A 13,878-nucleotide genomic window follows, 5' to 3' on the forward strand; every position below is an offset into this window, starting at 1 on the left:
AATGAATAACGAACAAAAGCTAAAAGCAGCATTTATTGAAGCATTGGGCCTGAACGAAAGCACCAATGTGGAAGCATTAACCTATAACAGTATTCCAGAATGGGATTCGATCGCGCATATGGCGCTCGTCGCACAACTGGATGATCAATTTGATATCATGCTAGATACAGATGATATTATCGACATCAGCTCTTTTGAAAAGGCAAAAGAAGTATTGAGCAAATACGAGGTTGAGTTTGTATGATATCGCTGAAAGGCAAATGCATTTTCGTAACAGGAGCGTCGAGAGGAATCGGACGTCAGGCTGCGATTATGCTGGCAGCAGCCGGCGCCGATCTGGCTCTGGCTGCACGCGATCAGGAAGCACTCACTAGCTTGCAGCAGCATATCGAAGCGACATACGGCTCGCATGTGCTGACGCTTGCTTACGATATACAGGATGAACAGGCGACAAAGGAAGCCTTTCGTCAGATTAAAAAGCAATTTGGACGTCTAGATGGACTTGTGAACAATGCAGGTATACTGGAAAGCCGACTGCTAGGTATGATTGACGATTCTTCGATTCAACAGACATTATCTGTGAATCTCGCTGCTTCCATCATTCATCTACAATATGCTGCACGCTTAATGAAGCCACAGCGCAGTGGAAGTATTGTTAATCTGTCTTCGATCATGGGTACACACGGTAGCGAGGGACAGGTATTATACAGTGCAAGCAAAGCAGGCATTATTGGTGCTACACGCTCAGCCTCCAAAGAACTCGCTCCATATGGTATACGTGTCAATGCGATTGCACCGGGCTTTATTCGCACAGATTTGGCTACTGGTTTATCGGAAGAAAAATATAATGAACGTCTGGATAGTATCAAAATGGGACGCATTGGTGAACCAGAAGATGTAGCTGGTACGATTCTATTTTTGTGCTCAGAGCTATCCACATATATAACCGGACAAATTATTGGAGTTGATGGGGGGATGGTCATCTAATGTTCTGGCAACTTCAGCATGGTGATGCTCCTGCTCTGATTGAGCTTCAATCACAACGTACACTCACCTATCGTGAGCTTTCCGCCGAGGTGAGCGCGTTCGCTAATCTTCTGCTATCGCATTCAGAACAAAAGCGATTCGGTATTATCTATATGCGTAATTCAATCTCCTGTATGATTGCCTACCTCGGCGCTTTACAGAAGCAAGATGCTGTGTTGCTGCTGGATGCGGGCTTATCTGAGCCACTCAAGCAGCAATTTGCTCAGCATTATAAGCCGGATTGGATTTTCGATGATGAATGGCTAGATATGGGGCAGGAGTCGCAGACTCCCTGTCATGAACAACTCGCAGTGTTGTTATCTACCTCCGGCTCGACGGGTAATCCCAAGCTCGTCCAGCTTTCCTATCAAAATATACAATCCAATGCTTCCTCAATTGCCCGTTATTTAAATATAACTGCGGCTGAACGTCCTATTACAACACTTTCGCCTGCCTATTCTTATGGACTGTCTGTACTAAACAGCCATTTATTACAGGGAGCAACGATCCTACTCACCGATGAATCGGTAATTAGCGGTGCATTCTGGAAGGCCTTTAAACAGTATGAAGCGACTTCGTTTGCAGGTGTCCCTTACATGTATCAGATGCTGCATCGTCTCCGTTTTGCCAGTATGGAGCTACCTTCGCTTCGTTATTTCACTCAGGCAGGTGGACGATTATCTCAGTCATTAACGGCTTATTTTAGTGAATTTGCTAAAACACATCATATTCCTTTTGTTGTGATGTATGGTCAGACTGAAGCAACCGCACGAATTAGCTATGTACCACCAGATCAACTCGAAGCCAAGCAAGGTAGCATCGGTATTGCTATTCCAGACGGAGAGCTGGCAATTGATCCAGCTACAGAGGAACTGGTGTATCGTGGTCCCAATGTGATGCTCAGCTATGCCGAAACGAGAGCTGACCTGGCACTTGGTGATCAGCAACACGGCGTGTTAAAAACAGGGGATCTTGCCAGACAGGATGAGGACGGATATTTCTGGATTCTGGGACGTATGAAGAGATTTATTAAGCTGTACGGTTTGAGAATGAATCTGGATGATCTGGAACGTTTCCTGGAGCAGTCTTTGGAGTTGTCAGTGGCATGTAGTGGTCAGGATGAGCAGCTTCTAGTTGCGCTTGAAGCATCGCATGATGATACAATCCTTCAAACGATCCGTCAGCAGTTAAAGCTTCGATATGGTATTCATCATACAAGTCTTCGGATTCGGTTTATGGACGAATTGCCTAGACTAAGTAGTGGCAAAATGGACTATATTCGATTAGCAAATGAGGTGGAGCAATGATTGAAGAGTTATTGTCCAGCGAAAATCCGTATCAGCAGTCTCGACTAGAAAAGCAATCTATGTTGCTAGAGCAATTGAATGAGCTGACTTCGTTTCATTATCAGCATTGCATGCCATATCAACGCATTATCGATAAAACGGATATGTCCAAACAAGCTGCACGGCTAGAGGATATTCCTTACTTGCCTGTGCAGCTCTTTAAAATGCTGGATCTATTCTCGATGCCACCCTCAGAGCATTTCAAAACGTTGAATTCTAGTGGTACTACAGGTCAGCAGGTGTCACGAATTCACATTGATCGCACTACTTCGGTTTTACAGACAAAGGCTTTGAATACGATTGTACGTAGCTTCCTTGGCAAATCTAGATTGCCGATGATTATTGTAGATAATAACTTTCTCAAAAATCGTCTTCAATTTAGCGCAAGATCGGCAGGGACGATTGGCTTTTCTCAATTTGGTCATCATCATTTGTATCTGTTAGATGATGAGATGAAAGTGCAGGAACAGGAGTTGGAAGCATTTTTAGAGCGTTATAATGGCCAGCCGATTTTCTTATTTGGTTTTACTTTTATTCTATGGGAGTATCTGCTTCAATATTATCGCGCACGAAACCGTAAGCTGGATCTGTCAGGAAGCAAGTTAATTCATGGCGGAGGCTGGAAAAAGCTACAGGAGCAATCTGTATCAGATGCGGAATTCCGTCGCCTATTAAAAGAGCAATTCGGACTTACAGAAGTGTACAACTATTACGGAATGGTAGAGCAAGTCGGGTCGATTTATATGCAATGCGAGCAAGGACATTTGCATACGCCTGATTTTGCTGATGTGCTTGTTCGTGATCCAGATACGCTGGACGTCGTTCCATATGGACAGAAGGGTCTAATTCAGGTTCTGAGCATATTACCGCGTAGCTATCCTGGACATAGCTTGCTCACAGAGGATATGGGAACTATCGTAGGGGAGGATGATTGCCGCTGTGGTCGCAAAGGCAAATACTTTACGATTGAGGGACGATTGCCTAAAGCAGAGCTGCGTGGCTGTAGCGATACCTTTACGCTACAAACTTAATTTAGGATAGCGCTGGGATAGTGAATGGTCTGAACAGAGCACTTCGTTAAGTTTGAGCTGGAAGCGACCGATACTATAACTAGATTGGTCTTGAACTGAACAGTGACTGTATCGAATCGTTGCGTAGCAGGTAATATGATGGCGAAGGGGACAAGTATGGATGGAAAATAAACAGTGGTTTATTTATGGGACAGGGTCTTTTGCACAAAAACTAACTACATTAATGGAAAAGAGAGAAATGACCATTGCAGGTTACATCGATTCCAATCCAAACATAAAAGAGTTTGAGGGTAAGGAAGTTATTCCGCTACAGCAGGTGTTAGCTCATTTTGAGCATCGTTATATTATTATCGCCTCAAGCTACTATGCTGAAATAGCACGGACATTAGCCGAACATGGTCTTTCTGAATATAAAGATTACTGTCAGGGTGACTCCTTTATTGATGATTTTCATGCTCATACCGTATATTCACAATACGGCGAAGATATTCTGATCGAAAGCGTGATGTATCAAATCGATAAAGATAAGACGGGCTTCTTTATCGACATTGGAGCATATCATCCTTATAAATTTTCTAATACGTACTTGTTCTATAAAAAGGGCTGGAACGGGATTAATGTCGAGCCAACTCCTCATAAGGCTCAATTATTTGAAATTTTCCGTCCGCGAGATATTAACCTATCCATTGGGATCTCCAATTCCTATACTGAGAAAACATTTTATATTTATGATGAGAATGCTTATAACACAGTGACCAAAGAATTAGTAGATGAGAGAAAACACGAGCTGAATCTATCTCCACGCGAAGAGCTTATTATTCAATTTCAACCGATGAATCAGATCATTTCGCAATATGTACCGGAAGGTAAACAGGTGGACCTACTAACGATCGATGTGGAGGGAAGTGAAATGGAGGTTTTAAGCTCGATCAATTGGGAGCAAACGAAGCCTTCTATTATCGCTATTGAAATGTTCGATACAGAAAATGAGATCGCCCACTATATCGTTAACAAAGAATACAAGCTGGTGGCAAAAACAATCGGAACAGCTATTTTTGTACGTTCCGAGTTATGGAATTAATATGGATTCTGTAAAGTAATCCCTATCGATAGGGTCGATAACAGGTGGAGTAAGGTGGGTGAATCATGCAGATTATTGCTCCTGATCTAAGAGTGGAGACGATAGATTGGAAAACGGCTATTGACCATGTGGTGGATCAGTCTAGTCTTCATCCCTTCCAGGATACAGCCATTCAATTTCTGGAGGCACTGTCCAAGCATATTTTGCTGGATCGCTCCATGCGAGCATATCCGGAGCTGATGGCGATGGCGCATTGGCTACGTAAAGCACATATTTTTGAATTGAAAAGAGAATATGAGCAGCGTACGAGCGACAGATATGTGCTACCACGTGGGACGATTATTCATTTTGCGCCTGCTAATGTGGATTCTGTGTTTATCTATTCATGGATTTTGTCGATGCTGGCGGGAAACAAAAATATTATTCGTCTATCTCGCCGCACGAATGAGCAGACCGATATATTGATGCGTAAGATCAATGATGTGATCACTCGTCCTGAGTTTACAGCTATAGCATCACGTACCTTGCTCGTCCGCTATGGATATGAGCAGGAATATACCGCTTATTTATCGGAGCATTGTGATGTTAGAGTACTATGGGGTGGCGATCAATCGGTGAGATCGATTCGGGCGATTCCACTCGCACCCAATGCAGTAGAGCTTGTATTTCCTAATCGCTATTCCAAATCGGTTTTGTCGGCTGATGCTGTTATACAAGCGGATGAGCAAGCTATGGCAGTGCTCGGCAAGCAGTTTTACAATGACGCTTTGTGGTATGGACAACTGGCATGCTCCTCTCCGCGCGAGCTATTTTGGGTAGGCACTTTAGAGTCGATTGCTACGGCTAAAGAACGCTTCTGGAATAGTCTGAAGCAAGTGCTGCATAAGGAGCACTATAAAAATGAGCCTGCGCTGAATATGTTGCGTCTGACAACCTCGGATTATTATGCAGCTCAGGAGCAAACGGGACAGGTCTCGGCCGGTTATGCATCTGCACCAGTACGTGTAGAAGTGAAGGAAGCAGATTTCCAATTGCGTGATATGCATTGCGGGGGCGGATTGTTTCTGGAATATAGCCTGCCTGAGCTACAGCAGCTTCACCAGCATATTCATGAACGTGACCAGACGCTGAGCTATTTTGGCTTTGAACGTCAGCAGCTTGCAGCATGGGCGATGCAGATTCCCAACCGTGGAATTGATCGAATCGTTCCCGTTGGTCAGGCGCTTGATTTTGGATCGGTATGGGATGGATATGATCTGTTCACCTACTTTTCCAGAGAGATTGCTATTTTATAAATGACAGATGGATAAGCGTAGATAGACATATTTAGAGGAGGGTCATCGAGACCGAGAAGTGTCATCGATGATCCTTTTCTTTTTGCTCATTTCACACCATAAGTCAGACTTGATTATGCTAAAATCACTAGGTGTATAATTATGATTCGAATTGGATAACAGTGGTTAAAAAAGTAGCGATATTTGCTGACTAGCTCTGGGATAATAGCTGAAAAGATAGAGTGAAAAGGAAGGATTAATTACTTTTTCTTTTATGTAATATAATTACAGGAAAACCTTTACTTTTCCAATTGACAATTTCAATCCAGAGATGGTATATTCAGAAATGTAGGCAATGTCTTACTTTATTTGATAACGAAGGGAATGTTATTGCATGCAAGGTAAAGTGAAATGGTTTAACGCAGAAAAAGGTTACGGCTTCATCGAAACTGAAGAAGGCGGCGACGTTTTTGTACACTTCTCCGCAATTCAGTCTGAAGGCTTCAAGACGCTTGAAGAAGGCCAATCCGTAGAATTCGACATCGTCGAAGGCGCGCGTGGACCTCAAGCAGCTAACGTTATCAAATTATAATCATCCCTTGGCTATTGCCGGCCTTACATAGGTAATCTGATGGTTACATTTGAATAATTAGCTAAGACTCCGGAATGTTTTCCGGGGTCTTTTTCTGGTTAAAATTCATGTTGAGACAAGTAATCGGCTGTTGGTATCGGATAACGGACTGCTTTTTTGTAAGGCGTGATCGAGCGCTAAATCGCTTGTAGCAATTTAGTGTTATTTTACAATCACTTTTCAATTGTGACTATTTATCGACTTACAATGATTGCGCTTTAAACATTTGTGGTAATCCGTTAACAGTCCTTTTACTTATACCTGACACCTATGTTATAATTCCATAAAGGAGGAATGCCACATGAATTTTGCCACTCGAGGTCAGCACTTTGAAGTAACAGATGCAATTAAAGATTATGTGGATAAAAAGCTAAGCAGACTGGAAAGATATTTTGATGCACCGCCCGTTTCTGACGGTATGGTGACACTTAGTTCCAATCGTGGACGCTTTACCGTAGAGGTAACCATTCCACTCCCAGGATTGTTGCTGCGCGCAGAGGATCGCAGTGAAGATATGTATGCTTCCATCGACTCTGTGGTCGATAAGCTCGAGCGCCAGATCCGCAAGCATAAAACCAAGCTGAACCGCAAATTCCGTCAAAACGACGAGAATTTGAAAGCATTTTTCGTGGAAGATCCAATCAGTGCAGCGCTTGCTGTAGATGAAGATGCGGATGTAGAAGTGGAAAATGACGAATACGAAATCGTCCGTAACAAACGCTTCCTCCTGAAGCCGATGGACGTCGAAGAAGCTATTTTACAAATGAATCTAATTGGGCATACGTTCTTCGTATTCTCCAATGTGAACACACAGCAGGTCAATGTCGTATATCGCCGTGATGACGGTAAATACGGTCTGATCGAGCAGGAATAATGATTCGCATCATTCCACTCGGCAATATGCTGTGATGGTCAGTAGATTAAGCATTTTGAACATCGTTCGTTTCTACATGGAGTGTGTGAATCAACGATACTGAGATGAATGATTGAATTGGACAATGTAAGGTGAGCCCTATCCGTCATGGCGGGTAGGGCTTTTTTGATCATAAGCTGTAGCAAAAATGGTATTCCATCGCTAATTTTAAAAGTGTCATTACATACATATTCTGTATTGCTACGGTGAATCCTAGAAAATGGAAGAAGCTTTAACAAACGAGTGCATTCCTATGTAAAGTAGAGTATACTGTTTAGAGTGCTACATACGTCTGTTTACTGCGTTAATTACCTTTATAACAAGCCTCTACAGCAGGTTGCCACATGTCCTGAGACAATGAAGTCGGCTGCCTACTTTTGCTATTGATCTGAACTCTATTCGGTAATGAATTTGGAATTTGTAGAAACATATCGGTCAGGTTATACGTATGTATACCAGAGTAGCTTATTTATAATTGGATGTATGCTGGTTTACACGGCTGATCTCCTGTAATGGAGAGGGATCGTTGTAACCAACTTCATAAGTATAAATGAAAGCACGGGAACTGATTTTCCTGGGCTGTATCGAGCTGATTACGACCAGCTACAGAAGCTTGAGCTTAGAGCCGCTTTGTTGCGGGGCTTCTGCGAAACTGGTACAATTTATTGCAACTGAGATTATTGAATAATCCCCCGGAAGCGTCGTGTGAATTCCATTATTCAATAATCTATCTCTTTAATTGCGCGAAAGGGGTTAACCATGCTAGGACTCGTTAAGAAAATTTTTGGTGATTCAAATGACCGTGATGTCAAACGGATCATGAAAACCGTGGACATCATCAATAATATGGAAGCGGAATTTGAGGCTTTGTCCCACGATGAGCTTCAAGGGAAGACAGCCGAGTTCCGCGAACGTCTTGAGAAAGGTGAGACGCTTGAGCAGTTGCTGCCGGAAGCCTTTGCCACTGTGCGCGAAGCATCCAAACGCCAACTGGGCATGCGTCATTTTGACGTTCAGATGATCGGTGGTATCGCTCTGCACGAGGGTAAAATCGCAGAGATGAGAACCGGTGAAGGTAAAACGCTGGTAGGTACACTGCCGGTATACCTGAACGCTCTTGAAGGTAAAGGCGCGCACGTTGTTACCGTCAATGACTATCTGGCACAGCGTGATAGCTTGCAAATGAGCCGTATTTATAACTACCTCGGTATGACGGTCGGCATCAACCTGAGCGGTATGCAGCACGAGGAGAAGCAAGCAGCTTATGCTTGTGATATCACATACGGTACGAATAATGAATTTGGCTTTGACTATCTGCGCGACAATATGGTGCTGTACAAGGAACAAATGGTACAGCGTCCACTGCACTTCTGTATCATTGACGAGGTGGACTCGATTCTGATTGACGAAGCGCGTACACCGCTGATCATTTCCGGTCAGGCTCAAAAATCGACGGAGCTGTATTTTGCAGCTGATCGTTTTGTGAAGAGTTTGAAGGCAGAAGATGATTATAGCGTCGATATCAAAGTAAAATCCGTAGCACTGACTGAAGCTGGTGTGGAAAAGGCAGAGAACTTCTTTGGCCTTGAAAACCTGTATGATAATAAAAATGTAACGATCAACCACCACGTGGTACAGGCGCTCAAAGCGAATGTGATCATGCACCGTGACGTTGATTATGTGGTATCCGAAGGCGAAGTACTGATTGTCGACGAATTCACTGGACGTCTGATGTCCGGTCGTCGTTATAGCGATGGTCTGCACCAGGCGATCGAAGCAAAAGAAGACCTCAAGGTACAAAACGAAAGTATGACGCTGGCAACGATCACGTTCCAGAACTACTTCCGTATGTATCGCAAGCTGGCGGGTATGACCGGTACAGCGAAAACCGAGGAAGAAGAATTCAAAAAGATCTACGGTCTGGAAGTATTACAAATTCCAACAAACCGTGTAAATCAACGTCAAGATGCACCTGACGTTGTGTATAAGAGCGTACAGAGCAAATTCCGTGCGGTAGTGAAGGAAATCGAAGAGCGCCATGCGAACAACCAGCCGGTGCTCGTTGGTACGGTATCGATCGAGAACTCCGAGTTGCTGTCCGAAATGCTGAAGCGCAAAGGCATCAAGCACCAGGTTCTGAACGCGAAATACCATGCCGAAGAAGCGGAAATTATCGCACGTGCGGGTCAACCGGGTACGGTAACGATCGCTACGAACATGGCGGGGCGCGGTACCGATATTATCCTGGGTGAAGGCGTAGCTGAAGTGGGCGGTCTGCACATTATTGGTACAGAACGTCACGAATCTCGCCGGATCGATAACCAGCTTCGCGGTCGTGCTGGTCGTCAGGGTGACCCAGGTTCTACGCAATTTTACCTGTCATTGGGCGATGAGCTGATGAAGCGCTTTGGTGCGGATAACGTGATGAACATGATGGAGAAGCTGGGCTTTGAAGAAGATCAGCCGATCGAAAGCCGTATGATCACACGTGCTGTAGAATCTGCACAGCGCCGTGTCGAAGGTAGTAACTTTGATATGCGTAAAATCGTCCTGCAATATGACGATGTTATGAATAAGCAGCGTGAGATCATTTACAAGCAGCGCCGTGAGGTACTGGAGTCCGACAACATTCGTGAAGTTGTCCTGCAAATGATCAAGCCTTGTATCGAGCGTGTCGTTGAGGTTCACTGTGGCGACGATATCCCTGAGAACTGGGAGCTGCAAGAGGTTGCTGATTACGTGAACAACAACTTCCTGGTCGAAGCGAAGCATGTATCCAAGCAAGAGCTGGAAGAGAAAGAAAAAGAAGAGATGATCAACTATCTGTTTGAGCGCGTTGAGTTGTACTATCTGCAACGCGAAAAAGAAATCGGCGAAGTTACGATCCGTGAGTTTGAAAAAGTCGTTGTGCTTCGTGCGGTTGACCGCAAATGGATGGATCATATCGATGCGATGGAGCAGCTGCGTCAAGGTATCCACCTGCGCGCTTACGGCGGTACTGACCCACTGCGCGAGTATCAATTCGAAGGCTTTGAAATGTTCAATCAGATGGTTGCCGACATTCAAGAAGAAGTTGCTGGCTATGTGATGAGAGCACAAATTCAAAGTGAGAGCCAACAGGAGCGTCAAGCTGTTGTAGATACAAGCAAAGTGAGCACCAACAGCTCCGAAACGGCTGAGAAGCGTCCTTCCCGTGAAGAGCGTCGTCGCAGACGGAAATAAGTACAGTGGAGTGAGGTTGGATGCCTGCTGTTAGGATGCTATATGTTATATGGTATCCAATGAGGATCGTTTACCTGTAATGATCCTCATTCGCTTGTAAGGTATGTACACGATAGAACTTGCCTTAATGATATGTTATCCAGGGCGAACACATTGCCAGGAAGGTCATGTATAGCGAATAACGTAGTGCGAACGAGCAGGCATTCACTAATATGTTATATAGTAATCCAAGCAAGACACTCACAGACGACAAGCGTCCCTGTGGGTGTCTTTTCGCGGATAACGGTTCTCCACTGTTGGTAACGGTTATGGTAAAGTATAATAAGCAAATGGCTCGGCTATCGGCTGGAGCTGTATATTTTAAATGAGGTGACGTTCATGATCGAACCAAATGTAAAGCACGATCTGCGCGAAATGGCGCAGAAACTATCAAATCTTAGGGGGTCTCTTTGACTTAGATCTCAAAAATGAGATGATCGAGAACTTTGAGGTGAAAATGTCCGCACCGGATTTCTGGGACGACAATGAAGCTGCACAGGCGGTCATCGCTGAGATGAATGCAGTCAAAGGATCTGTAGATCAGTATAATAAGCTCCAGCAGGAGTATGATGATGTGAGCCTGATGGCGGAGCTGGCCGATGAGGAGCAGGACGCTGATCTGGCACAGGAAGTGACCGCAGGTGTAGAAGCACTGGTGAAGAAGATCGAGGAGTTCGAGCTGCAATTGCTGCTGAATGAGCCGTATGATAAACTGAACGCGATTTTGGAGCTTCATCCAGGTGCAGGTGGTACAGAGTCCCAGGACTGGGCATCGATGCTGCTGCGTATGTATACACGCTGGGCGGAGAAAAGTGGCTTCAAGGTTGAGGTTATGGACTATCTGCCAGGCGATGAGGCTGGTGTGAAGAGCGTAACACTGTTGATCAAGGGCTATAACGCCTACGGTTACTTGAAGGCGGAAAAGGGCGTACACCGTCTGGTGCGTATTTCACCATTTGACTCGTCCGGTCGTCGTCATACGTCGTTCGTATCCTGTGACGTTGTTCCAGAGATTACGAATGATGCTGAGATCGAGATCCGTACAGAGGATCTGAAGGTCGATACGTACCGCGCGAGTGGTGCGGGTGGTCAGCACATCAATACAACGGATTCCGCGGTTCGGATTACGCATATTCCAAGTGGCGTGGTTGTAAGCTGTCAGACCGAGCGCTCCCAGATCAAAAACCGTGAGCGTGCGATGACGATGCTTCGTTCCAAGCTGTATGAGCGGAAGATTGAAGAGGAGCGCAAGCAACTAGAAGAGATTCGTGGTGAGCAATCGGATATCGCATGGGGTAGCCAGATTCGTTCTTACGTATTCCATCCGTACAGCATGGTGAAAGACCATCGTACACAGGTAGAAACGGGGAATATTGGCGCGGTGATGGATGGCGATCTGGATTCGTTTATCGATGGTTATCTGCGTAGCCAGTTGAAGATTGAAGTGGAATAATAAATGATGAGCTTATAGTATAGGTGGCTCGTTTGAAATACATGTTGTGCATCATACGATGGCACAATTGAAATAAACGGTATGGATCATGTTATGAGCCGAATAGGCATCAACCATGGATCCATAAGAGCAGGCGCTGTATAAGCGACTGTTCTATCGTGTAGGAACCCTGAGACTTGCTTCTTCTATGAAGTAGGGCTCAGGGTTCTTTGTTATGTGGATATTGCAAATGATGCGGTATTATGGTTGGTTGCTTTCATAACAGGTAGAACCTGAGGATAGGAATAACAATGGTATCGCGGTGATGTTACGTTGCAATTCAGAGCATAGGGGCGGATAATGATTCTAATTTTATAGAGATAGGAGTGCAAGCATATGAGAGGAAAACCATCATTACATAGACAAAAAATGCGACCAAACAGTATTCGTAAAATCATGGTGGAGGCAACGCAATATGAAGATGTCATCTCATTGCAAATTGGTGAGCCGGAAGTAGATACGGCTGCACATATTGTTGCTGCCGGGCAACTGGCGATGGCGCAAGGCTACACTCATTATACGTCGAATGCAGGTCTGCCTGAATTAAGAGAGGCGATCGCCGGGCGCATGAAGCGTAAATATGATATCGATATATCTCCTGCACGCATCGTGGTCACATCGGGAGCAGTGAGTGCATTACATACGATTTTGCTCGCTCTGATCGATAGCGGGGAAGAGGTATTAATTCCTGATCCTGGTTACCCAAACTATGAAGGCATGCTCATCATACAGCATGCGGAGTCGGTATATTACAAAACGGATGCAGAGCGGCAGTATATACCGGATATGCAGGATATCGAATCCAAAATTACGCCAGCGACTAAAGCGATCATCGTCAATTCACCGTGTAATCCAACCGGCGCGGTATATGCATGGAAGGTGTGGGAGGAATTGCTGCAATTGGCAGAACGGCATGATCTGTTTGTCATTTCGGATGAAATTTATGATGAGCTTGTATATGAAGGCGAGGTCTGTTGCCCGTTACAGGTGAGACCTGATCTGGCACATCGAATTGTAAGTGTGAATGGATTTTCCAAAGGCTATGCCATGACCGGCTGGCGTCTCGGTTATATGATCGTACCAGAGCAGTTGATTGAGCTGACCTGGAAGCTACTGGAGCCGACAACGACCTGTGCGGCAGAGTTTACGCAAAAAGCAGGCATTGCTGCATTGACCGGGGATCAGACTCATATCGAAGAGGAGCGCCTGCGTTATAAGCATAAGCGAGATCGTGCCTGCACGCTACTGACGCAGTATGGCATCCCTCATTCGCGTCCACAGGGTGCTTTTTATATTATGGCAGATGTTTCGGCGACAGGCAGAACATCAGAGCCTTTTGCGTTGGAGCTGCTGCATCGACATCAGGTCATTGTTGCGCCAGGTGAAGGCTTTGGGCCAGCAGGCTTGTATAGTGTGCGGATTTGTTTTGCAGGCAAGCTGGAGCAGTTGGAAGAGGGGATTCATCGTTTGGGACGTTATTATGGGGAGTTGACCGGACGATCCAGTGAGGTGCTGGGGAAGTCTACGTTGCTGTGAGGGTAGGAGAATGATGTTTATGATTTTTATAGTTGGAGAAAATAGATAAGTGCATAGAAGGTTTGAAGCTTTAGTTTGCAGAGGTCATACTGATACTTTGCGAATTAAAGCTTTTTCTTGATTTATTATCGATAATTACTGTAGCTAATTAAACGCCCGGTTATAGCAGACTGCACGGAGTTATATGTACAAGCCTGATTGGTTTGTATTCAACCATAAATTTGCCGCTGTGGTCCTCTCCCGGGTTAAAGTGTCACCCGTTTGCCGCGTGTTCTTTCGCGAATAGC

At 44.9% G+C, this 13,878-nt stretch carries 11 protein-coding genes; all 11 read left to right on the forward strand.

What is annotated here, in order from left to right:
* The first annotated feature begins 1 nt into the window (after nucleotide 1).
* The 11 genes from SK066_RS03480 (at nucleotide 2) to SK066_RS03530 (ending at nucleotide 13,591) form a co-directional block, all read left to right on the forward strand.
* On the forward strand, nucleotides 2-244 hold the full coding sequence (locus SK066_RS03480; protein ID WP_188774116.1) for an acyl carrier protein: 243 nt from the start codon (nucleotides 2-4) through the stop codon (nucleotides 242-244).
* Nucleotides 241-987, forward strand: a complete 747-nt coding sequence (locus SK066_RS03485) for an SDR family NAD(P)-dependent oxidoreductase (RefSeq protein WP_320543664.1) — start codon at nucleotides 241-243, stop codon at nucleotides 985-987. The genes SK066_RS03480 and SK066_RS03485 overlap by 4 nt, the downstream gene beginning before the upstream one ends.
* The gene (locus tag SK066_RS03490; protein WP_320543665.1) at nucleotides 987-2,333 is read left to right on the forward strand and encodes an AMP-binding protein; all 1,347 of its coding nucleotides are present in this window, start codon (nucleotides 987-989) and stop codon (nucleotides 2,331-2,333) included. Before SK066_RS03485 ends, SK066_RS03490 begins: the two co-directional genes overlap by 1 nt.
* Nucleotides 2,330-3,403 (forward strand): LuxE/PaaK family acyltransferase, encoded by a 1,074-nt coding sequence (locus SK066_RS03495; protein WP_320543666.1) that lies wholly within the window; start codon nucleotides 2,330-2,332, stop codon nucleotides 3,401-3,403. The genes SK066_RS03490 and SK066_RS03495 overlap by 4 nt, the downstream gene beginning before the upstream one ends.
* A 160-nt stretch (nucleotides 3,404-3,563) precedes the next feature.
* The gene (locus SK066_RS03500; RefSeq protein ID WP_320543667.1) at nucleotides 3,564-4,484 is read left to right on the forward strand and encodes an FkbM family methyltransferase; all 921 of its coding nucleotides are present in this window, start codon (nucleotides 3,564-3,566) and stop codon (nucleotides 4,482-4,484) included.
* 65 nt (nucleotides 4,485-4,549) lie between these two features.
* Nucleotides 4,550-5,779 (forward strand): acyl-CoA reductase, encoded by a 1,230-nt coding sequence (locus SK066_RS03505; RefSeq protein WP_320543668.1) that lies wholly within the window; start codon nucleotides 4,550-4,552, stop codon nucleotides 5,777-5,779.
* Nucleotides 5,780-6,152: 373 nt separating this feature from the next.
* Nucleotides 6,153-6,350, forward strand: coding sequence for a cold shock domain-containing protein (locus tag SK066_RS03510; RefSeq protein ID WP_046216421.1), 198 nt, complete (start codon nucleotides 6,153-6,155; stop codon nucleotides 6,348-6,350).
* A 340-nt stretch (nucleotides 6,351-6,690) separates the two neighbouring features.
* Complete coding sequence (hpf, locus tag SK066_RS03515) at nucleotides 6,691-7,263, forward strand: ribosome hibernation-promoting factor, HPF/YfiA family (protein WP_188774111.1); 573 nt, start codon at nucleotides 6,691-6,693, stop codon at nucleotides 7,261-7,263.
* 798 nt (nucleotides 7,264-8,061) lie between these two features.
* On the forward strand, nucleotides 8,062-10,524 hold the full coding sequence (gene secA / locus SK066_RS03520) for a preprotein translocase subunit SecA (protein WP_188774110.1): 2,463 nt from the start codon (nucleotides 8,062-8,064) through the stop codon (nucleotides 10,522-10,524).
* A gap of 378 nt (nucleotides 10,525-10,902) precedes the next feature.
* Nucleotides 10,903-12,016 (forward strand): peptide chain release factor 2 gene (gene prfB / locus SK066_RS03525; RefSeq protein ID WP_188774109.1). Its coding sequence is split into 2 segments (ribosomal slippage): nucleotides 10,903-10,974 and nucleotides 10,976-12,016, totalling 1,113 coding nucleotides; the frame shifts between segments, so codons are not numbered across the junction.
* A gap of 375 nt (nucleotides 12,017-12,391) precedes the next feature.
* The gene (locus tag SK066_RS03530; RefSeq protein WP_320543669.1) at nucleotides 12,392-13,591 is read left to right on the forward strand and encodes a pyridoxal phosphate-dependent aminotransferase; all 1,200 of its coding nucleotides are present in this window, start codon (nucleotides 12,392-12,394) and stop codon (nucleotides 13,589-13,591) included.
* The last annotated feature ends 287 nt before the right edge of the window (nucleotides 13,592-13,878 follow it).

The organism is Paenibacillus hunanensis, assembly GCF_034055775.1.
GTDB lineage: Bacteria > Bacillota > Bacilli > Paenibacillales > Paenibacillaceae > Saccharibacillus > Saccharibacillus hunanensis.